Source organism: Rhodococcus sp. NPDC003382, from assembly GCF_053589135.1.
In genome coordinates, this window is the sequence record NZ_JBSFRH010000039.1 from 18031 (window position 1) to 39352 (window position 21322).

Annotated in this window: 22 protein-coding genes and 1 riboswitch; of the genes, 3 read left to right on the forward strand and 19 right to left on the reverse strand. The window is 68.5% G+C overall.

What is annotated here, in order from left to right:
- Positions 1–18: 18 nt before the first annotated feature.
- The 14 genes from ACWDUD_RS22780 to ACWDUD_RS22845 form a co-directional block, all read right to left on the reverse strand.
- Positions 19–2418: an ATP-binding cassette domain-containing protein gene (locus tag ACWDUD_RS22780; protein ID WP_450110762.1), complete on the reverse strand. Its 2400-nt coding sequence runs from the start codon at positions 2416–2418 to the stop codon at positions 19–21.
- A 181-nt stretch (positions 2419–2599) separates the two neighbouring features.
- Entirely contained in the window at positions 2600–3010 is a 411-nt protein-coding gene (locus ACWDUD_RS22785) for a VOC family protein (protein WP_197250438.1), read from the reverse strand.
- 10 nt (positions 3011–3020) lie between these two features.
- On the reverse strand, positions 3021–3458 hold the full coding sequence (locus ACWDUD_RS22790; protein ID WP_197250437.1) for a helix-turn-helix transcriptional regulator: 438 nt from the start codon (positions 3456–3458) through the stop codon (positions 3021–3023).
- 179 nt (positions 3459–3637) lie between these two features.
- Entirely contained in the window at positions 3638–6490 is a 2853-nt protein-coding gene (gcvP, locus tag ACWDUD_RS22795; protein ID WP_450110763.1) for an aminomethyl-transferring glycine dehydrogenase, read from the reverse strand.
- 170 nt (positions 6491–6660) lie between these two features.
- Positions 6661–6755, reverse strand: a riboswitch (glycine riboswitch).
- 88 nt (positions 6756–6843) lie between these two features.
- Positions 6844–7410, reverse strand: coding sequence for a MerR family transcriptional regulator (locus tag ACWDUD_RS22800; protein WP_231609861.1), 567 nt, complete (start codon positions 7408–7410; stop codon positions 6844–6846).
- A 314-nt stretch (positions 7411–7724) separates the two neighbouring features.
- Positions 7725–8198 carry a bifunctional nuclease family protein gene (locus ACWDUD_RS22805; RefSeq protein WP_197250434.1) on the reverse strand — a complete coding sequence of 158 codons (474 nt, stop codon included), beginning with the start codon at positions 8196–8198 and terminating at the stop codon, positions 7725–7727.
- Between the two features lie 144 nt (positions 8199–8342).
- Positions 8343–9083 (reverse strand): transcriptional regulator FtsR, encoded by a 741-nt coding sequence (gene ftsR, locus ACWDUD_RS22810; RefSeq protein WP_197250433.1) that lies wholly within the window; start codon positions 9081–9083, stop codon positions 8343–8345.
- Positions 9083–9550 carry a glycogen accumulation regulator GarA gene (garA, locus tag ACWDUD_RS22815; protein WP_197250432.1) on the reverse strand — a complete coding sequence of 156 codons (468 nt, stop codon included), beginning with the start codon at positions 9548–9550 and terminating at the stop codon, positions 9083–9085. Before garA ends, ftsR begins: the two co-directional genes overlap by 1 nt.
- Before the next feature lie 179 nt (positions 9551–9729).
- The gene (gcvH, locus tag ACWDUD_RS22820) at positions 9730–10134 is read right to left on the reverse strand and encodes a glycine cleavage system protein GcvH (RefSeq protein ID WP_450110764.1); all 405 of its coding nucleotides are present in this window, start codon (positions 10132–10134) and stop codon (positions 9730–9732) included.
- A 43-nt stretch (positions 10135–10177) separates the two neighbouring features.
- Complete coding sequence (locus ACWDUD_RS22825) at positions 10178–10915, reverse strand: DUF881 domain-containing protein (protein WP_450110765.1); 738 nt, start codon at positions 10913–10915, stop codon at positions 10178–10180.
- 3 nt (positions 10916–10918) lie between these two features.
- Positions 10919–11284 carry a small basic family protein gene (locus tag ACWDUD_RS22830; protein WP_197250429.1) on the reverse strand — a complete coding sequence of 122 codons (366 nt, stop codon included), beginning with the start codon at positions 11282–11284 and terminating at the stop codon, positions 10919–10921.
- Positions 11281–12141, reverse strand: a complete 861-nt coding sequence (locus tag ACWDUD_RS22835; protein ID WP_450110766.1) for a DUF881 domain-containing protein — start codon at positions 12139–12141, stop codon at positions 11281–11283. The genes ACWDUD_RS22830 and ACWDUD_RS22835 overlap by 4 nt, the downstream gene beginning before the upstream one ends.
- The gene (locus ACWDUD_RS22840; protein ID WP_450110767.1) at positions 12138–12764 is read right to left on the reverse strand and encodes a CDP-alcohol phosphatidyltransferase family protein; all 627 of its coding nucleotides are present in this window, start codon (positions 12762–12764) and stop codon (positions 12138–12140) included. Before ACWDUD_RS22840 ends, ACWDUD_RS22835 begins: the two co-directional genes overlap by 4 nt.
- 81 nt (positions 12765–12845) lie before the next feature.
- The gene (locus tag ACWDUD_RS22845) at positions 12846–13463 is read right to left on the reverse strand and encodes an NUDIX hydrolase (RefSeq protein ID WP_450110768.1); all 618 of its coding nucleotides are present in this window, start codon (positions 13461–13463) and stop codon (positions 12846–12848) included.
- A gap of 174 nt (positions 13464–13637) precedes the next feature.
- On the opposite strand from ACWDUD_RS22845, the gene ACWDUD_RS22850 reads away from it, so the two are divergent.
- On the forward strand, positions 13638–14033 hold the full coding sequence (locus ACWDUD_RS22850; RefSeq protein WP_450110769.1) for an MmcQ/YjbR family DNA-binding protein: 396 nt from the start codon (positions 13638–13640) through the stop codon (positions 14031–14033).
- A 31-nt stretch (positions 14034–14064) separates the two neighbouring features.
- Here ACWDUD_RS22850 and ubiG read toward each other — a convergent pair whose 3' ends face one another.
- Complete coding sequence (gene ubiG / locus ACWDUD_RS22855) at positions 14065–14853, reverse strand: bifunctional 2-polyprenyl-6-hydroxyphenol methylase/3-demethylubiquinol 3-O-methyltransferase UbiG (RefSeq protein WP_450110770.1); 789 nt, start codon at positions 14851–14853, stop codon at positions 14065–14067.
- A 789-nt stretch (positions 14854–15642) separates the two neighbouring features.
- Between ubiG and ACWDUD_RS22860 the strand changes: the two genes are divergently transcribed.
- Positions 15643–16545 carry a class I SAM-dependent methyltransferase gene (locus ACWDUD_RS22860; protein WP_450110771.1) on the forward strand — a complete coding sequence of 301 codons (903 nt, stop codon included), beginning with the start codon at positions 15643–15645 and terminating at the stop codon, positions 16543–16545.
- A gap of 130 nt (positions 16546–16675) precedes the next feature.
- Here ACWDUD_RS22860 and ACWDUD_RS22865 read toward each other — a convergent pair whose 3' ends face one another.
- Positions 16676–17677: an SMP-30/gluconolactonase/LRE family protein gene (locus ACWDUD_RS22865; protein ID WP_450110772.1), complete on the reverse strand. Its 1002-nt coding sequence runs from the start codon at positions 17675–17677 to the stop codon at positions 16676–16678.
- A gap of 117 nt (positions 17678–17794) precedes the next feature.
- On the opposite strand from ACWDUD_RS22865, the gene ACWDUD_RS22870 reads away from it, so the two are divergent.
- Positions 17795–18487 (forward strand): Clp protease N-terminal domain-containing protein, encoded by a 693-nt coding sequence (locus ACWDUD_RS22870; RefSeq protein ID WP_450110773.1) that lies wholly within the window; start codon positions 17795–17797, stop codon positions 18485–18487.
- Between the two features lie 31 nt (positions 18488–18518).
- Here the strand turns inward: ACWDUD_RS22870 and ACWDUD_RS22875 are convergent, their stop codons facing one another.
- The 3 genes from ACWDUD_RS22875 to ACWDUD_RS22885 form a co-directional block, all read right to left on the reverse strand.
- A complete protein-coding gene (locus ACWDUD_RS22875; protein WP_450110774.1) occupies positions 18519–18935 on the reverse strand; it encodes a VOC family protein in 417 nt (138 codons plus the stop codon).
- A gap of 84 nt (positions 18936–19019) precedes the next feature.
- A complete protein-coding gene (locus ACWDUD_RS22880) occupies positions 19020–20216 on the reverse strand; it encodes an NAD(P)/FAD-dependent oxidoreductase (protein ID WP_450110775.1) in 1197 nt (398 codons plus the stop codon).
- A gap of 78 nt (positions 20217–20294) precedes the next feature.
- Positions 20295–21239, reverse strand: a complete 945-nt coding sequence (locus ACWDUD_RS22885; protein WP_450110776.1) for an RNA polymerase sigma-70 factor — start codon at positions 21237–21239, stop codon at positions 20295–20297.
- Positions 21240–21322: the final 83 nt, after the last annotated feature.

Genomic DNA, 21322 nt, shown 5'->3' on the forward strand with positions numbered 1-21322 from the left:
CGTGCCCGGACCCTGCGGTCAGGCCCCGACGTACTGCGCGAGGTGCTCCCCCGTCAGCGTCGAGCGCGCGGCGACCAGATCCGCCGGGGTGCCCTCGTAGACGACCCGGCCACCGTCGTGGCCGGCACCGGGTCCGAGATCGATGATCCAGTCGGCGTGCGCCATCACGGCCTGATGGTGCTCGATGACGATCACCGACTTCCCCGCATCCACGAGCCGGTCCAGCAGCGCCAGCAGGTTCTCGACGTCGGCGAGATGCAGGCCCGTCGTCGGTTCGTCGAGGATGTACACGTCGCCGCTCTCGCCCATCTGGACGGCCAGCTTGAGACGTTGCCGCTCGCCGCCGGACAGCGTCGTGAGCGGCTGCCCGATCTTGATGTAGCCGAGCCCCACGTCGGCGAGGCGCGCGAGGATCCGGTGCGCCGCCGGGATCTTCGCCTCGCCCGACCCGAAGAACTCCTCGGCCTCGGCCACCGACATGTTGAGGACCTCGTCGATGTCCCTACCGCCGAACCGGTATTCGAGCACCTCGGCCTGGAATCGCTTGCCCTCGCACACCTCGCACGGCGTCGCCACCCCGGCCATCATCGCCAGGTCCGAGTACACGACGCCCGCACCGTTGCAGTTCGGGCACGCACCCTCCGAATTCGCGCTGAACAGAGCGGGTTTGACCCCGTTCGCCTTCGCGAACGCCTTGCGGATCGGTTCCAGCAGACCCGTGTACGTCGCCGGATTGCTGCGCCGTGAGCCCTTGATCGCCCCCTGATCGATCGCGACGACACCGTCCCTGCCCGCGACCGACCCGTGGATCAGCGAACTCTTCCCCGACCCCGCCACACCCGTCACGACGACGAGCACCCCGAGCGGAATGTCGACGTCGACGTCCTGCAGATTGTGGGTGTCCGCCCCACGGATCTCGAGTGCCCCCGACGGCGTCCGCACCGAAGTCTTCAGTGCCGCACGGTCGTCCAGATGCTTACCGGTCAGCGTCCCGCTCGACCGCAGCCCCTCGACCGTGCCCTCGAACACGATCTCGCCACCGTCGGCCCCGGCGCGCGGGCCGAGGTCGACCACATGATCGGCGATGGCGATCGCCTCGGGCTTGTGCTCGACGACGAGCACCGTGTTTCCCTTGTCGCGCAACTGCAACAGCAGTTCGTTCATCCGCGCGATGTCGTGCGGGTGCAGGCCGATCGTCGGCTCGTCGAATACATAGGTCACGTCGGTGAGCGACGACCCGAGATGCCGGATCAGCTTGGTGCGCTGTGCCTCGCCACCGGACAGGGTGCCGGCAGGCCGGTCGAGGCTCAGATAGCCGAGTCCGATGTCGACGAACGAATCGAGGGTCCGGCTCAGCGATTTCAGCAGCGGGGCGACCGACGGCTCGTCCAGCCCCCGCACCCATTCGGCGAGGTCGCTGATCTGCATCGCGCAGGCGTCGGCGATGCTGATGCCGCCGATCTTCGACGACCGGGCCTCCGCCGAGAGACGGGTGCCCTCACAGTCGGGACACGTCTGGAAGGTGACGGCCCGGTCCACGAATGCCCGGATGTGCGGCTGCATCGCCTCCCGGTCCTTGGACAGAAACGACTTCTGGATCTTCGGGATCAGGCCCTCGAACGTGATGTTGATGCCGTCGACCTTGACCTTCGTCGGCTCCTTGTACAGCAGATCGTTCAGCTGCTTCTTCGTGAACTTCGAGATCGGCTTGTCGGGGTCGAAGAATCCGCATCCGCGGTAGATCCGGCCGTACCAGCCGTCCATGCTGTACCCGGGGATCGTCAGCGCACCCTCGTTGAGGGACTTGCTGTCGTCGAACAGCGCGGTGAGATCGAAATCGGAGACCTTGCCCATGCCCTCGCAGCGCGGGCACATGCCGCCGGTGATGCTGAAGCTGCGGCGTTCCTTCACGGTCCGGCCGCCCTTCTCGACCATCACCGCCCCGGCGCCGCTGAGCGACGCCACGTTGAACGAGAACGCCTGCGGCGAACCGATGTGCGGCTTGCCCAGCCGGCTGAACAGGATGCGCAACAGCGTGTTGGCGTCGGTTGCGGTGCCGACCGTCGACCGCGGATTCGCGCCCATCCGCTCCTGATCGACGATGATCGCCGTGGTCAGGCCCTCGAGCACATCCACGTCCGGACGAGCGAGCGTCGGCATGAATCCCTGCACGAACGCGCTGTACGTTTCGTTGATCATGCGCTGTGACTCGGCTGCGATCGTCGCGAACACCAGCGAGCTCTTCCCGGATCCCGACACCCCGGTGAAGACCGTCAGCCGTCGCTTGGGAATCTCGACATCGACGTTCTGGAGGTTGTTCTCGCGAGCACCGTGCACCCGGATCAGGTCGTGACTGTCGGCCGGGTGTCGCCCCCCGGTGGGCACCGTCCTCGTCGCCGTCTCGGTCCTCGTGCCCATCGCATCTCCCCGTTCCGTTCTGTTCGCTCTCACCCCGGTTACCCGCCGGAGCAGTATCGCCGATCGGTGTGACAACCCCGGACGGATTCACCTGTCCCGGCGCCCGATCCGCGCATTCCCCTGCTGCTGCTTCCCCCGAGAGAACACACCCACGCCGGCGGCTCTGCCGTCCGGGGCCTCGTCATCGCACCTCGTTGATGCGGATCATGTTTCCCGCGGGGTCGCGCACCGCGCAGTCCCGGATCCCGTAGGGCTGCTCGATGGGCTCCTGGACGATCTCCGCACCACCGGCTTCGAGCGCCGCGAAGGTCGCGTCCAGGTCGGGTGTCGCCAGCGTGAGCATCGCAAACGTGCCCTTGGCCATCATTTCGCTGATCACGCGCCGCTCCTCGTCGGTGATTCCGGGATCCGCGGCGGGCGGATTCAGGACGAGCGACGTCTCGGGCTGGGCGGGATGCCCGAGAGTGATCCAGTACATGTCGTTGTAGCCGACCTCCTTGCGCACCTCGAAACCGAGCAGGTCCCGATAGAACGCGAGGGCGGCGTCACGGTCGTCGTGCGGAAGAAACGCGTTGTGGATGGTGAGGTTCATGGCAACCACGCTAGATTCGGGACGCGGCCGACGCTTCTCGAATCCTGATCGGTCTCGTCACCTGTTTCGTGACGCACGAAGGCATCTCGGCGTCCGAGCGCGCCTGCGCGCGGTACACGCTCGGAGACACCCCCACCAGCTCGGTGAATCGCGTGCTGAATGTCCCGAGGGACGAACACCCGACCTCGAAACACACCTCGGTGACGCTCAGATCGCCACGTCGCAACAGCGCCATCGCCCGCTCGATCCGACGCGTCATCAGGTAGGTGTACGGCGGTTCGCCGTAGGCCAGACGGAACTGCCGGCTCAGATGGCCCGCCGACATGTGCACGTCCCGCGCGAGCTGTTCCACGTCCAGCGGCCGGGCGTACTCGCGGTCGATGCGGTCCCGGACCCGGCGCAGCCGTGCCAGATCCCGCAACCGTTCGGAGTCTGCTCGCGTCGCCACGCCCCCATGCTCGCACGTCCGGTCGTGGATGGGTGATTGATGCGGGACGTGAGGTAATAGGTGTCGTGCGGTGTGCTGGGTGAGGTAGTGTTCGGTTTTTTAATTTGTTCCGTCCTGTGCAGAATATTGTTCGATCGAAGTTCGGGGTGCCGGTCTCACCGGCACCCCGAATCGGACGATCAGTCGGCGTACGCCTCGAGCGGTGGGCAGGAACAGACGAGGTTACGGTCCCCGTGTGCCCCGTCGATGCGCCGGACGGACGGCCACACCTTCGCACGCGACTTCCCCAGCGGGAACACCGCGATCTCCCGCGTGTACGGGTGGTTCCACTCCCCGACCAGGCATTCCGCCGTGTGCGGAGCACCCCGCAGCGGGTTGTCGTCGACCGGCCACTCCCCTGCCCCGACGCGGTCGATCTCCTTGCGGATGGAGATCATCGCGTCGACGAAGGCGTCGAGTTCGGCCAGATCCTCGCTCTCGGTCGGCTCCACCATCAACGTTCCCGCGACCGGGAAACTCATGGTGGGCGCGTGGAACCCGTAGTCCGCCAACCGCTTCGCGACATCGTCGACGGTGACGCCGGTGTCCTTGGTGATCTGGCGCAGATCGAGGATGCACTCGTGTGCGACCATGCCGTTCTCTCCGGTGTACAGCACCGGGAAGTACTCGTCGAGACGGCGGGCGATGTAGTTGGCGGACGCAATGGCTGTCAGCGACGCACGGCGCAGGCCCTGCGCACCCATCAGCTTGATGTACGCCCACGTGATCGGCAGGATCGACGCCGAACCGTAGGGCGCGGCCGACACGGGTCCGGCGCCCCCGAGCTCGGGTGCCTCCGGATGACCCGGCAGGTAGGGCGCGAGGTGCTCGCGGACACCGATCGGTCCCACGCCCGGCCCGCCGCCGCCGTGCGGAATGCAGAACGTCTTGTGCAGGTTCAGATGGCTCACGTCGCCACCGAACTTGCCCGGCCGCGCAAGACCGACGAGCGCGTTGAGGTTCGCCCCGTCGATGTACACCTGACCGCCCGCGTCGTGGACGGCCCCGCAGATCTCGGCGATCTCGTGCTCGTACACACCGTGGGTCGACGGGTAGGTGATCATGATCGCGGCCAGGCGCTCGGCATGATCGGCGATCTTCGCGCGCAGATCGTCGAGATCGACGTCGCCGTTCGGACGGCACGCAACGACCTCGACCCGCATCCCGGCCATCACCGCGGAGGCCGCGTTGGTGCCGTGGGCGCTCGACGGGATGAGGCACGTGTCGCGATGGTCGTCGCCCCGGTCGAGGTGGTAGTGCCGGATCGCGAGCAGACCGGCGTATTCGCCCTGGCTGCCGGCGTTGGGCTGGAGGCTGACGCGGTCGTAACCGGTGATCGCGGCGAGCCAGCCCTCGAGGTCCGCGATCAGCCGGCGGATCCCGGCGGTCTGCTCCGCGGGTGCGAACGGGTGCAGGTCGGCGAACTCCGGCCAGGTGATCGCTTCCATCTCGGCGGCGGCGTTGAGCTTCATCGTGCACGAGCCGAGCGGGATCATCGTCCGGTCGAGCGCCAGGTCCTTGTCGGACAGTCGCCGCAGGTACCGCATCATCGCGGTTTCGGTGCGGTACTTCGTGAACGACTCGTGCTGCAGGAATGCGCTGGTGCGGGCCAGTGCGGCCGGGATCGCCGATCCCTCGCTCTGCGCGGTGTCCGGGGCGCCGAAGGCGTCGAGCACCGTGCCGATGTGCGCGCTGGTGGTCGCTTCGTCGCAGGAGATGCCGACGTGGTCGTCGTCGACGAGACGCAGGTTGATGCCCGCCTCGCGAGCGTTCGTGACGATCTGTGCGGCGCGACCGGGAACCCGCGCCAGAACGGTGTCGAAGAACCCGGCGTGCACGATCTCGATGCCGGCGGCGCGCAGCGCGGCGGCGAGGGTTTCGGCGTGCGCCGCGACCCGGCGGGCGATCGCGGTCAGGCCGTCTGCGCCGTGGTACGAGGCGTACATCGCGGCCAGGACCGCCAGCAGAACCTGCGCGGTGCAGATGTTGCTCGTCGCCTTCTCGCGGCGGATGTGCTGTTCACGGGTCTGCAGGGCCAGCCGGTAGGCGGGATCTCCGTCCGCATCGACGGACAGGCCGACCAGGCGGCCCGGAAGGTTGCGGGTGTGCGCCGTGTTCACGGCGAGGTAGCCGGCGTGCGGGCCACCGAAGCCCATGGGCACACCGAAGCGCTGGGTGGTGCCGAAGCAGGCGTCCGCGCCCTGCTCGCCAGGCGGGGTGATCAACGTCAGGGCCAGCAGGTCGGCGCCCACCGCCACGAGTGCACCGCGGTCGTGTGCGGCGGCGATGATCGGGGCGGCGTCGAACACCCGTCCGGATGCGCCGGGGATCTGGAGGATGACCCCGAAGAAGTCGCCCTCCGGCAGTCCGTCGTCGACGAGATTCGCGGTGACGATCTCGATGCCCAGCGGCTCGGCGCGGGTGGCGAGGACGGCCGCGGTCTGGGTGAAGAGATCGGAGTCGACGAGCACGCGGGGGCTCTTCGACTTGCGGTTGGCGCGGCGGAGCAGGGTCATCGCCTCAGCGGCGGCGGTGCCTTCGTCGAGCATCGACGAGTTCGCGACCTCCATGCCGGTGAGGTCGGAGACCATCGTCTGGAAGTTGAGCAGGGCTTCGAGCCGGCCCTGGCTGATCTCCGGCTGGTACGGGGTGTACGCCGTGTACCACGCCGGGTTCTCGATGATGTTGCGCAGCAGCACCGGCGGCGTGAGGGTGCCGTAGTAGCCCTGACCGATCATCGAGGTCGACACGGTGTTCTGCGCTGCGAGCTCGGTCAGCGCGGCCAGCACCTCGTGCTCGGACAGCGGCGCGTCCAGCACGTCCAGCCCGTCGGCGATCCCTCCGGTGGCCGGGTCCAGGATCGCGGCCGGCAGTGCCTTCGCCGCGAGGTCTGCGAGTGCGTCGACGCCGACGACGTCGAGGATGCGGCGCAGTGCCGCCTGATCGGGGCCGACGTGACGGTCGGCGAACGTGGAGGTGACGGCATCTGTCATGTGCGATTCCCGGGTGATCGGAGGTCCACGTCCGCGCACGGTCGCACGGCGTGCTTCCCTCCCCCTCTGTCGCGAGCTCGGCGGGCGAGCGCCTGAGAGATTCGGTGACCGGACGTCCGGTCCCTTTCCCCGTGGGCGGGTGGGTGCTCCCACCGCTTTCCAGAGGCGTCGGAGCCCGCACGGTCCTCGGTACCTGAGAGATTGACGGGGAGGTGCTGCTCCTTCGGTGCCCGGATCGGATCCGGAACTCTCCCGTGCGGCGGCGACGCATTGGCGATTCTAGTCCACGGCGATCGCCGCAATCGCGGTCACGGACGCCTTCGCGGTGTGATGAACGTCTAAAATCCCCGGCTCTAGCCGATGCGGCGATTGATGCGGTTGCGGCGACGGGACGCGAGCTCGTCCTCGGGTCGCTGCTCGGCGGCACCTCCGTCGGCGCGCTCGGCCGGGAAGTCCGCGATGCTGCCGGTCAGCTCGCGCATCGCACCGCTGACCGCGATACCGAACACGCCCTGTCCGCCCTGCAGTAAATCGACGACTTCCTCAGGCGACGTGCATTCGTACACGGTGGTGCCGTCGGAGAACAGCGTGATCTTCGCCAGGTCCCGCACCCCGCGCTCACGCAGGTGATCGACCGCGACGCGGATGTTCTGCAGCGAGATGCCCGTGTCCAGCAACCGCTTGACGATCTTGAGGACCAGGATGTCCTTGAACGAGTACAGTCGCTGGCTTCCGGAACCGGCTGCGCCACGGATCGACGGCACGACGAGGTTCGTTCGAGCCCAGTAGTCGAGCTGGCGGTAACTTATTCCGGCGATCTGGCATGCGATGGGAACGCGATAACCGACGAGTTCGTCGGGAACCGAGTCGTCCGGGAACAGACCCGGCTGGATGTCGTCCGTTTGTTGCGTCGACGACATCGAGGTCGAGCGGTTCCCTTCGTCGATATCGCCGTGCCCCTGTCCCTGCGGCCGATCTCGCACTGTGTTGACTCCCTCTTACGTGCCCACCCGTCGCCCCGTAACAACGGACGGGCGGATTCCCCCCCACCCATCCGATCGTCGCGTGCTAGTCAAGGCCCGTCGAGCAGATCCGAATTGCGGATTCACTCAGCGTACGCTCTGTCTCGAGCGTAGGGCAGCAACACGCCGACCGGTCGTAAAACCTTCGAGTCGTACCGCGTGCCCCGACCCGGAGGGATCGAGGCACGGTAGAACAGCCGATGACGTCCGATTCAGCCGTCCGTCGCCTTGAAGTCGTCGGGCGACACGGACTCGAGAAATTCCTTGAACTTCTCGACCTCGTCCTCCCGTTCGTCGGGCATGACGAGACCGGCCTCCGCCAGCACCGGTTCCTCGACGAAGACCGGTACACCGACGCGCAACGCTACAGCGACCGCGTCCGAAGGGCGGCACGACACGCGCATGCCACCCTGGAAAATCATGTCGGCGTAGAAGGTCCCCTCCTGCAGGTCCACGATCCGGATCTCCTGTAGGACATGCCCGAATGCTTCCAGAAGGTTCTTGATCAGATCGTGCGTCAGCGGACGCGCCGGTTCGACGCCCTGCTGTTCGAGCGCGATCGCAGTCGCCTCCATCTGACCGATCCAGATCGGCAGATACCTGTCGCCGTCGGCCTCTCGCAACAGCAGGACCGGCTGGTTCTGCGGCTGTTCGACCCGAATGCCCACTATCCGCATCTCGCTCATGCCGGTGCCTCCATCCCGCTGGCCGTCCGGGGACGAACCCCGCGTGGCAATCCTGCCTGAATTCTAGTGCGATCCGGCAGGCGCGTCAGGTGCCGGCGGTCGTCGGGGTTCTCACCGCGATCACCGCCGGCGTGCACGAACGGTTCAGCGGTCGAGTGCGCCGTGAACCGCTGCCTTCACCAGGCACGTGTGCAGCGTCAGTGACAGCGCCGCCAACTCCCGGACCATCTCCTCGGCTCGCGCCCGCGCTCCCGCGTCGCGCCCCTTGGCGATCGGACCCGCGATCTGCGCGACCAGGCTCGCTTCCCGGTCCGCCGCGAGCTTGAACGCCCGCAGGTGCCGCACCTCGAGCCCGAACTCCGACATGGCCTTGGCGGTTCGGGCGAGCAGCACCGCGTCCCCGTCGAAGAATCCCGCCGCGCCCGGCACGATCAGCCCGGCACGAACCAGCTCGGTCAGGAAGCCCACGTCGATTCCGGCGCGCTCGCACAGATCGTCGCGGCTCATGCGGACTTCACGGTCGGTGCGCAGCACCTCGGGCGAGACCTCGCCCGGCGCCACGGCCAACGGCCGTGGACGCTTCGGGCGGGACTCCACTGCGCCCACCGTTGCGGCACCTCGGTCGATCGCCTCGAGCTGTTCCTTGATCACCTTCAGAGGCAGGTACTGATCCCGCTGCGCGGTCAGCACATACCGCAGTCGCTCGCAGTCCTCGATCGAGAAACGTCGATATCCCGAGGGCGTGCGTTCCGGGCTGATGAGCCCCTCGGCCTCGAGAAACCTGATCTTCGAGATCGTCACGTCCGGAAACTCCGGGCGGAGCCGATCGAGAACCGACCCGATCGACATTCCGCCCGGTGCCGTTTGGCGGGCAGCAGCGGTCATCAGCTACCTGCGCCCTGGTTTCCTCGCGGACCGGTGAGGAACACCAGCCGGAACTTTCCGATCTGCACCTCGTCGCCGTTCGCCAGCACCGCCGAATCGACCGGCTCGCGGTTGACGTAGGTGCCGTTGAGGCTTCCCACGTCGACGACCTGGAACTCACCCTCGTCCTGACGGAACTCGGCGTGCCGACGGCTGACGGTCACGTCGTCGAGGAATATGTCGCTGTCCGGGTGCCGTCCCGCGGACGTCGTCGGCTGGTCCAGCAGGAAACGCGATCCCGCGTTGGGTCCACGCTTGACGACAAGCAGTGCCGACCCGGCGGGCAGTCCCTCGACACCCGAGACCGGAGCCTCCGAGGTCGCCGCCCCCGAGCCGGCGGTTTCCAGTTCACTCAGGAAGTCGGCGCGAAACACCGAAGTGGTTTCCGCAGGGGTTTCCTCGTATCCCGCGTTGCCGTTCTCGCTCACCGTTACTCCTTATCCGTTCGACCGATCGGGCAAACCACCCCGACCGGTCGTTGTTTCGTTCAGCCACGATCACTTTCGACTACGGACCCGCGCCCCCGACAACGGCACACGCCTGACACGACCGTACCCTGAGCCGGCTCCTCGGCGTAGGCGGACGCGGTTGTCGCGCACGGGAACCGTCAGTTTTCGATGAGAGCGCGGTAGGCGTCGGCGTCCAGCGTCTCGCCGAGCGCCGCGTCCAGCTCACCCTCGCTACCGACCTCGACGTCGACGAGCCACCCTTCGCCGTAGGGAGCCGAGTTCACCAGCTCGGGGTTCGCCTCCAGATCCGTGTTGACCGCAACCACTTTCGCGCTGATCGGCGCGTACACGTCCGAGACGCTCTTCGTCGATTCGACCTCGCCGAAGGATTCACCGGCGGTCACCTCGGTCCCGGTCTCCGGCAACTGCACGAACACGACGTCGCCGAGCTGCGACTGCGCGTACGCGGTGATACCGATCCGCGCGGTGGTCGCGCTCGTCCGCTGCACCCACTCGTGTTCCGCCGTGTAACGCAGATCGGCGGGGGTTTCGAACTCACTCACGACAGGGTCCTTTCGGCGACGACATTCGTCACGAACGTCTGATTCAGTTTCCGGGCTGAGAGTATTGGCGGGCTTCGACCTGCCGCAAGGCGGACACGTCGACCTGCGGAGACTGTTCGATCACCAATGTTCCTCCGGTCCGCGCGACAGTGTCCACAACTCCGCCGGGGATGTTCAGCGCGGCCGCGAGGGTCGGTCCGTCCCCGATCGCGGTGACCGTGTACGGGGCGACGAGCGGGACGTCGTCGACGACCACGGCACCGCCGGGACCGGTCACCCACGAGTCCACGCCGATCCGGACGGGCGGGCCGCCGGCCCCGGCGATCTGGATGGCTTCCGCTCCGGCCGCACGCAACTCCTGGATCATGTCGAGGACGACCTCCGAGCCGATGCCGCGCACCGGATCGGTCACGGTCAGTACGACACCCGGGCCGGTGGCCGGGACCGTGCCGACCTGGATGGCCAGGTCCGAGAGCCGCGCGCGGGCCTCGTCGAGAGCGGCCTCCGATCCGTTCTGCTCCAGGCTGGTCAGCGTCGATTCGAGCGCGGTGATCTCCTGACGCAGCTCGGCCTCGGTGCGGTTCAGGTTGTCGAGCAGCACGAGCAGGTCGGCCGGGCGGGCCGAGTCGAGGGCATCACCGGATTCGGTGTTGCGGACCTGGGTGGCGATCGCGACGCCGAGCAGCACGATCAGCAGCCCGGCCAGGGCCGGGAAGAGCAGGCGGCCGCGGCGCGGGGCCGATTCCGGTGGGTCGTGCAGTTCGTGTCGTCCTTCGGCCACGGATCACGCTCCGAACAGGCGGCGGCGCAACGCGGACGCGTTGCCGAAGATGCGGATGCCGAGGACGACGATGACGGCGGTCGACAGCTGGGTGCCGACGCCGAGTTGGTCGCCGAGCCAGACGATCAGGGCCGCGACGAGCACGTTGAACACGAAGGACACGACGAAGGTCTGGGCGTCGAAGATGTCGTCGAGGTACGCGCGCAGGCCGCCGAACACGGTGTCCAGGGCGGCGACGACCGCGATCGGAAGGTACGGCTGGATGACGTCGGGTACCTGTGGGCTGAAGATCACCCCCGCGGCGATGCCGATCGCGAGGGCCAGTACCGCGTAGAGCGCGTGGCCGTGCCTGAGCCCGTTCTGTTTCAACGATCTCCCTCCAGTGCAGATTCGATGTCGCGCACGGCCGCGGCCGGCATGGTGAGGTCGTCGGCCTCGGCGACGGTGAAACCTACCCCGTACAACTGCTGGACGCCGGACATCCGCAGGTAGGCGTCGCTGACGACGAACGCGGTCTGCAGGCGGCTCGGCGATCCGATGGCCGACACGACGTACGGGGAGAACACCGGCCGGTTGTCGACCAGCATGGCCCCGCCCGCCTGCCGGACGGTGACTCCGGGACCGATGCGCACGTCGTCGACCGCGACGGCTTCGGCGCCGCCGGCCCACAGGGCGTTGATCACCGCTTGCAGGTCGCGGTCGAGCAGGACGGCGGTGCGGGGGTTGCCGCGTTGCCCGGAGTCCGACAGGTTCGGTTTCGCCGCCGGGTCGCTGAGCGTGACGGTCACGCCGGGACCGTGGACCTCGGTGGCTGCGGCGGCGTCCTCGGTGCGCCGGAGTTCGTCGAGGATGTCGGTTCCGGCGCCGTTGTCGGTGAACAGTTCCTCGCGGCGCCGGTCGATGTCGGCGGTGAGGTCGTCGCGGGTTGCGGTGAGGGTGTCGACGCGTTCGGAGGCTGCGCGGACGCCGGCGAGGATCTCCGCCTGCGTCCGGTCGGAGCCGGGCCCGGGTTCGGTGGTGTTCGAGTAGGCGATGCCGATGGTGAGGCCGGTGAGGAGGGCACCGACGGTGAGCCAGGCGAGGACGCCCTTGCGGGCGGGCCGGGTGTGTTTCGTGGTGCGGTCCTCGGCGGCCGCGGCGTATCCGGGATCGAGGTGGTCCTCGAGCAGGGCGGTGAGCAGCGACGGTGTCGGGTTGCGGCGGATCTGTTCCCAGTGCTGGTTCATCGGGGTTCCCGGTGGCCGCCGATCGGTGGTGTGACGCGCGCGGTTTCGACGGCGCGGTACAGGTAGAGGGCGCCGGTCCAGACGTACAGGACCGTTCCCCAGATCAGCGCGGCCCAGCCGAGCGGCTCGGCGATGTCGGCGGTCGCGGGGACGGCGAGCGCCAGGAGCAGCAGCGGCAGAGCGCACATCAGCAGGAAGGTCGCGCCTTTGCCGAGGTAGAGGACGTCGGGCGGGGGCAGACCGCGTCTGCGGTACACCGCGAGGGTCGGGGCGAGGACCAGTTCGCGCCCGATGAGGATCGCGGCGATCCACCACGGGAGGATGTCCCGGGCGACCAGGGCGACGAGTGTGGTGACGATGTAGAGGCGGTCGACGAGCGGGTCGAGCAGGGCACCGAGCCTCGAGGTCTGGTCGAGCAGCCGGGCGAGTTTGCCGTCTGCCCAGTCGGTGGCGCCGCTGAGGGCCAGTACGGCCAGTGCCCACCCGTCGGCGTGCGGGACGAGCATCAGCCAGAGGAACAGCGGGATGCCGACGAGTCGGACGAAGCTGAGCAGATTCGGGACGGTGAGGATGCGATCGGACGCGGCCGGTGCGGAGCCGGCGGTCGTCGCGGCGTCGTTCATCGTCGAACCTGCCTCGTGTTCGTGGTGACGGTCGGGTTCCGACAGCCTCCCATAGTCACGTTCCGGGTCCGGTCCGGCGGGTCAGCGCCAGGCGAAGACCGGTTGTTCCAGATCGTCGATGCGGGTGTGCCGGCCGTGCAGCGCGACCTCCCGGAACTGGTACACGACGGCGGCGGTGGGTGCGTGGACCAGGTGACCACGGAACGGCCACTGGATGACGGGCTTGTCGGATTCGGGGATGGGGACGAACCGGGGTTCGCTGTCGATCTCGGTGGCGGTAACGGCGAAGAGTTCGGCGACCTCGTCGGGGCTGGGCTGCAGGTCGGCGACGGGGACGTCCGACCACACGACGAACGGGGACATGACGTAGCCGGATCGGGTGATGTAGTCGTCGAGGCGGCCGACGATCTGGGTGTGGTCGGCCCGCAGTCCGAGTTCTTCGTGCAGTTCGCGCAGGGCCGCTTCTTCCGGTGTTTCGCCGGGGTCGAGGCGTCCCCCCGGGAGCGCGAACTGTCCGGGGTGGGCGCGCAGTCGCGTCGGCCGGCGGGTGAGGGGCATGACGCCGTTGCCTGCTCCGTCGTCGAGGATGGCGACGACCACGGCGGCGTGGCGTCGGCCGTCGAGAGGGAGACGTCGCGATTCGAATGCGGCGAAGGTCTCTGAGAGGGCATCGCGAGCGAGGGGTTCGGGCACCGGCATGCCCTCGACAGTACGACGTCGGCACGCGATCCGGAGGTTTCCGCGGTCGTGGTGGAGGTGGGATCGCGGTGGACCGATCGACTGTGTAGTTCGGAATATTTATATGTTCCGTATGGTCCGAAATTTTTCTCTGGGAGACAGAAGGACATGCCGGCACGCGGGTACGCTGCCCGCATGCCGCATCCGATCATGTTCGACGAGGCCGATCCCCTGCTGGCGCGCATCCGGTCGCTGGCCCTCGCGTTTCCCGGTGCCGGCGAGAGGATCTCGCACGGACGCCCGTTCTTCCACACGAAGACGGCGTTCGCGGTCTACGGCGGCTCCGACAAGCCCAGCGGCACCCCCTTCCCCCGGTCGGTGATCATCAAGCCGGAACCCGAGGAACGCCTCGCACTGCTCGAGGAACCGCACACCTACCTGCCCGCCTACTTCGGGCCGTCGGGCTGGGTGGGCTACGACCTGGACCGGGACGACGTGGACTGGGACGAGATCGGCGAACTGCTGGACATGTCGTTCCGGGTGACCGCGCCGACATCGCTGATCCGCGAACTGGACGCATCCTCGAAGTGAGGCCGGGGTCCGCCCCGCTCCCCTCCCCCGGTCAGCCGCGCGCGCCGGTCTTGACGGCGTACCCCATGTAGTTGGCGCCGGTGTAGGGCACGCGCCCGAAGTTGAGACGGCGGCTGAATTCGCCGTAGGTGATGCGTCCCTGCCGCGCGCGGTGCATGTCGACGAGGCGGCGGGGGTCGAGGGTGCGCAGCCCGAGGCCGGTGAGTTCGGCCGGGCGCAGGCCGTGGCGCTCGAGCGCGGCGGTCAGTTCGGCGGGGGTGATGAACATGGACCAGTCGTGGATGGGGGTGTCGAACATCCGGGTCCATCGCCATTCCTGCATGATCTTGATGACCACCAGTTTGCCGAGCCACGTGCGGTTGATGGTGTCGAAGAAGTACAGACCGCCGGGCGCGAGCGCGCGTGCGGTTTCGGCGAGGACGGCGTCGAGGTCGTCGACGTGTTCGAGGACGTCGCAGCAGTAGGCGAGGTCGAACGACGCGTCGGGTACGGGCAGGCGTTCGCCCACTCCCCTGCGGTAGTCGATGGTGAGGCCGTTCGCCGCGGCGTGCCGCTGTGCGGTCTCGAGCGACACGGTGGAAGGGTCGATGCCGACGACCGCGCAGCCGGCTTTCGCGAAGCGTTCGGCGAGGAATCCTCCGCCGCTTCCGATGTCGAGGGCCCGCAGCCCGTCGAGGGTCGCGTAGCCGCGTTCGCGGAGGACGCTGCGGAAGTAGTCGTACCGCGCCGGGGTGAGGCTGCCCTGCAGCAGATTGAGCGGGTTGGATTCGTCCCACCAACCCACACCGATCCGGTCGTAGACGTCGTTGTCGATCGGCACGGCGGTCACCGTCCTGCGCTCGAGGTGCGATGTCTTCCACGGTCCCCGTCCGGGACCGTCCCGTCCAGGTTGCCGGATCGGACCGCGCCGCGTGGTCGTTGTGTCGATGTCGGGTGAGTAGACCGTCGTAACGCCAGGAAATTCTGTCAATTCTTGTGTTCCGTACGCTCCGAAATCTCACCGACCCGCGCGAGGCATCACGAGTGAATTTTGCAGGCCGACAGCGGGAATGCCGATCGCTCTCGGCCTGTTGTGGATACAAGTTGCAACTCTCGAAATCGGATCGATGGTCGATCCGGCCCGGCCCGCAGTCGCGGGCCCGAGCCGCACACCGTATCGGTCACGGCCGCCTGCACGGGTCCTCGCCGCGCGAGTCCATGGCCGAGTGCAGATCGGAGTTTCACCAATGAAATCGACACCGCCCACACATTCACGTCGCATTCTTCGCTGGGCCGCCGTAGCCACGATGTCGGTGGCACTTCCCCTCGGCCTCGCCGCAACGCCCGCTGTCGCCACCGCAGTCCCGGACAGGACGATCGAGAGCGTGTGGCAAGCCTGCGACTGCGACCCCAGCGACCCCTGCCTGGGGGAGCAGAATCCCGGACAGTTGGATTTGCAGTTGGGCTTGGGCGACTGCGACCGCGACGATGACAGGGAACGACAGCGCTCGCACGACCAGGGGCAGTCGGATCGCGACCGTGACATGTCACCGCAGGTCCCGCGGTTCGACGACTTCTGAACCGGCGCCGCGCGCAACACCCGGACTGCCCGGATCGAGGGGTGATACAGATGCGAGAAGACAGGGACACCTGGGACATCGTGAGCAGCGTGGGCCGCACAGCGCTTGCGGTGGCGACCTTCCGGGCGCTCGAATCCGAACGTCCCGACGCGTTGATCTCCGATCCGTTCGCCCGCTGGTTCGTCGAGGCTGCGAACGATCCTCAGTTCGTCGCCTTGCTGAGTGACCCTTCCGCGCTGGAGAAGCTCCCGTTCTTCTTCCCGCGTTTCATGGGTCTGCGCACGAAGTTCTTCGACGACTTCTTCACGACGGCGACCGCGGACGGGGTGCGGCAGGTGGTCATCGTGGCCGCCGGACTCGACGACCGCGCCTACCGCCTCGCGTGGCCGTCCGGGACGGTCGTGTTCGAGATCGACCAGGCGTCGGTGCTCGAGTTCAAGTCCGGCGTGCTCGATTCGCAGGGCGCGCAACCGACTTCGGATCGGCGGTCGGTCGCGGTCGATCTCCGCGACGACTGGCCTGCCGCCCTCGCCGAGGCCGGCTTCGTCCGGGAGCACCCGACCGCGTGGTCGGCGGAGGGGTTGCTGCCGTATCTGCCGGGGCCCGCGCACGACGCTCTCTTCGAGCGCATCGATGCGTTGTCCACTGCCGGTAGCCGACTCGCTCTCGACGGATTCGGCACGAGCCACGGTTTCGCGCGGTTCGCCGCCGTGCGGGACAAGTACTTCGGAGGCAAGTCGTTCTTCGGCAACTTCGACGTGACACGGCTGTTCTACGACGATGCCCGGGTCGATCCGGCGCAATGGCTCGGCGCCCACGCGTGGGACGTGCGGACGTCGAGCATCGCGGACCTCGTCGCGGCCTATCGCATTCGGATGCCGTCGCTCCCGGACGAGCTGTCGGAGCTGACCAGCACGGAGGCCTATCTGACGGCCACGAAGAACACCGGCTGACCCGTCGGTCTCCCCCGACGGGTCGGCATCGAACACGGGGGCACTCCCACGGATTCGGTTTATTCTTCGGTTCCGTAGCGTCCGGATTCATCCTCGGCCGGCCCCCTCCCGGACCCGCGCGCGGCGGCGGTCAGGGCAGGTCGAGGACGAGGATCCCGGGTTGCTCCAGGCTGCCCAGATACAGCCGCCCGTCGTGTTCGGCGACCCCGGTGACCATGTGGAAGTCGACGTCGTCGGCCTGCAGGTCGTGCAGGATGCGCCCGTCCTCCCCCACGCACAGCACCCAGGTGGTGCGGCCGGGCATGGTCAGCAGCCGGGTCGGCAAGCGCCAGAGCAGTTTCCGCAGCCACGGCGGGGTGGCCCCGAGACGGTCCAGCAGCCGATTCCGGGGCGTGACCATCGCGATCCACAGCCGGCCGCCGCGCGCTCGGGAGACGTTGTCCGGCATGCCCGGCAGGTTGTCGAGCAGAACCTCGGGCACGTGCGGGTCCTCGACCGGGACGCGGGTGAGGCGATATCCGTCGGTCTCGACGAACAGCACCGCGGTCTCGTCCTCGGTGAGGGTGATGCCGTTCGGGAAGTGCAGGCCGTCGAGCACGACGTGGAGGGTGCCGTCGGGGTCGCGGCGCAGCACCCGGCCACTGCCGCGGTGCTCGAGCACGGCGCCGACGTAGCGGTCGAGATCGTGGCGGGTGCTCGACTGCGTGAACCAGACGGTGCCGTCGCGGGCGGCGGTGGCGTTCGAGCAGAAGCGCAGGGGCTCGCCGCCGACGGAGTCCACGACCGTGGTGAGCACACCGGCTTCGGGGTCGAGCCGGAGCAGGCCCCGGTAGGCGTCGCAGACCAGCACGGTGCCGTCGGCGCAGGCCTCGAGGCCGAGCGGCCGGCCACCGGTGGTCGCCAGCGTCTTCACGGCGCCGGTCTCGGGGTCGATGCGCAGGATGCGTCCGTCGTCGACGCCGCACAGCAGTCGGCCCTGCGCGTCGACGACGACGTCCTCCGGCGCGTGGCCGCTCAGCGGGAGCAGCCGGTGCCGCGGGAAGGGCTCGGGTCCGGTGCGCTGCGCCGCGCGCGGCGGGGGTGGCGGGAGGCGACGAACGACGGGATCGAGGGGCGGTTTTCGGTGGGCCACTGGACGATTGTGCCGCGCGCGGGGCAGGGATCCGATGGGTTCGGCCCGATCGTCGTGGCATTCGACTGGCGTCAACGAGTCCTTGACCAGTCTGTGGCGTCAACCTATCGTTGACGCATGACGACACCTCGACTGGACGACCTCATCGACGGCATCCGCACCGGCTACCCGGATCAGCCCCTGGATCAACTCACCGCCGCCGTGCTGGCCGCGGAACACATGAGCGAGATCGCCGACCATCTGATCGGCCACTTCGTGGACCAGGCCCGCCGCAGCGGCGCCTCCTGGACCGAGATCGGACGTTGCATGGGCGTGACCAAGCAGGCCGCGCAGCAGCGCTTCACCCCCAAGGCCGATGCGAACATGTTCGCCCGGTTCACCCCGCGTGCCCGCACGGCGATCGTGCGGTCCCAGGAGGAGGCGCGCGCCGCACACCTGACGGAGATCGGGGCCGCGCACCTGCTGCTCGGTCTGACCACGGACCCCGACAGCCTCGCGATGCGCGCCCTCGCCGAGCAGGGCGCCGACGCCGCGGCGATCAGGGCCGCTGCCGAGGCGACGGTGCCCGCCGGCGATCCCGACACCGAGCCCCCCACCCTGATCCCCTACGACGGGGCATCGAAGAAGATTCTCGAGCTCACCGTGCGGGAGGCGCTGCGCCTGGGTCACAACTACGTCGGCACCGAGCATCTGCTGCTCGCCCTGCTCGCTCCCGAGAGCCCGACCTCCGAACTGCTCGGTGGCCTCGGGATCACCACCGAGGCCATCGAGTCGTACGTGATCGCCGCGCTCGCGGAACTCGAGAAATAACGCTCGCGCGGTGCCCGTGAAGTAGCGTGCGCTACTGGGGGTTCCCGGCGATGTTCACCATCCACGGAATACCGAACCGGTCCGTGCACATGCCGAAGGTGTCCCCCCACGGCGCCTTGGCCAGGGGCATCGCGACGGTGCCGCCGTCGGACAACTTGTCCCAGTAGCCGCGCAGTTCTCCCTCGTCGTCTCCGCTGAGGGAGATCGAGAAGTTGCTCCCCTCCTTCAGTTCCATCGCGTTCGGGGTGTCGGCCCCCATCAGCACCAGGCCGTGGGGGGCGACCAGCTGCGCGTGCATCACCTTCTCCTGCTCCTCCGGCAGGTCACTGGCGTGGAAGTCGCCGAACGTGCTCACGGTCAGTTCGCCACCGAAGACGTCTCGGTAGAACTCCATCGCCTGCCTGGCGTTGTCGCGGAAGCTGAGATACGGATTGAGCTGGGTACCCATCGAACGACCTCCTGATCGACGTGCGTCGGTTCGTGACGTCATCCGATTGTTCTCGCCGTCACCGGCTCGCGGGCGGGAATCCCCTCAGCCGGCGGCGATCTCCGCGGTCGAGCGGGCAGGAACGAGGCGACGGTGGCGCGGCAGCACGAGCGGGTGCGCCACGCTCCAGGCGGCGCCCGCGCACACGAACTCCTTGATCCAGGCTCCGGCCCGGCCGGTGACGGCGGTGGACGTCGCTCGGTCGTCCGGGGTCACCCGCTGGATGATTCCGTCGCGCCGGCCCAGGCTGATGCACTGCACCGTGTAGCCGATGGTGGTTTCGGGGACCACGCGGCCGGTCAGGCGGGCGGCCAGTGCGTCCGCGGCCGCCCACGCCATCGGGATTCCCGACGCGCAGGACATGCGCAGGGGCTTGCCCCCGGCCCCCTCGGCGAGCGCTGCGTCACCGATGGCACAGACGTCCGGATGCGACACCGAGCGCATCGTGCGGTCCACCACGATCCGGCCCGTGTCGGACACCGTCAGGGTGGTGGCGGCGGCGATCGGGTGGACCGCGAATCCCGCCGTCCACACCGTCACGTCGGCCGGGATCGTGTCTTCTGCCCCGGAATCCGCTGTGCGGACGGCGATTTCGTGTGCGTCGACGCGGGTGACGTCGGTGCGCTCGTGGACGGTGATGCCGAGCCGGTCGAGAGCCGCGCGCAGGTGGCGTTGCGCCTTGTCGCTCAGCCAGCCTCCGACACGCTCGCGGGCGACGAGTGCGACGGCGAGGTCGCGGTGGGATTCGGCGATCTCGGTGGCGGTTTCGATGGCGGTCAGGCCGCCGCCGACGACGAGGACCCGCGCGCCGGGGTGCAGGTCGGCAAGTCGTGCCCGCAGGCGCAGTGCCGCCCCCTTGCCCGCGACGTTGTGGGAATGCTCGGCGGCGCCGGGGACGCCGTGATCGGCGACCGCGCTGCCGAGGGCGTAGACGAGGCTGTCGTAGGTGAGGGTCGCGGCTCCGTCGGGGCCGGTCAGGTCGACGGTGCGGCGGTCCACGTCGAGGGCGGTGACGCGCGCGGTCAGGACGCGGACGCCGTGGCGCCCGACGATGTCGTCGAGTACTCGCCGCGGCAGGTCCTGTCCGCTGGCGAGCTGGTGCATGCGCACGCGTTCGACGAAGTCGGGGTCGGCGTTGACCAGGGTGATGTCGACGTCGTCGTGGTCGAGCCGCCGGGCGAGGCGGCCGGCGGCGTTGGCTCCGGCGTATCCGGCTCCGAGGACGACGATGCGGTGCTTCATGACGTGCTCCTTCCGATGGGGTTCACCTCCTGAACCGGATAGGGGCACGATCCCTGACAGATCGAAGTGTGATCTGCATCACCATCGAGCGATGAGCGGCTCGTGCGGGCCGGTCTCCGCCCAGCTCCGGGTGATCCGGTCGAGCTTGTCGGGATTGACCTGGATGGTCAGGCCGGCGACCTGCCCGTCGGTCACGTCGAGGCAGAAGACCCCGACCACGCGGCCGTCCACCTCGACGAGCACGGCGGGCCCGCCGTTGACGGCGGCGGCGTACACCGCCGGGCTGCCGCCGATGACGGCGCGTTTGGCTTCGGTCGGGTGGAACAGCCCGCGCAGGTACTTGGCGATCGCGACCGCACCGGTGACCGGGCCCCGGCGGGCCGGAACGCGGCCGCCGCCGTCGGCGACGCTGACGGCATCGGCGGTGAGCATCGCGACCAGCGGCTGGGTGTCGCCGCTCAGGGCCGCGGCGACGAACTGTTCGGTGAGCTTCGAGGCAGCGGCCGCGTCCACGTCGGCGCGGACCCGGTCGGCGGCGATGTGCTGCCGGGCGCGACGATGGATCTGCTGGCAGTTCGATTCGGTGAGCCCGAGGATGCCGGCGATCTCGCGGTGCGGGAACCCGAACGCCTCGCGCAGCACGTACACGACGCGTTCGTTCGGGGAGAGCCGTTCGAGCAGCGTGAGCATCGCCATGGACACGGTGTCCTTCTGCTCGGTACTGTCGGCGGGGCCGAGCATCCGGTCGCCGGCGAGCAGCGGCTCCGGAAGCCACTGTCCGACATAGGTTTCCCGCCGGGCCCGCGCGGAGGTGAGCTGGTTGAGGCAGATGTTGGTGAGCACCTTCGTCAGCCACGCCTCGGGGCTCTCGATGTGGTCGTGGTCGACGGCGTGCCAGCGCAGATACGTGTCCTGGACCGCGTCCTCGGCGTCACCGGCCGATCCCAGCAGCCGGTAGGCGATCGCCTCCAGCCGTCCCCGGGAACGCTCGAACACTTCGGCATCGCTGCCCACGGTCGACATCACCCCATGATCGACGAGGCCGGGTGCGACGTCCAGCGGTCGCGCTTCTCTCCCCCCGGCCCTTTCCGGGTCGTCCCGCCCCT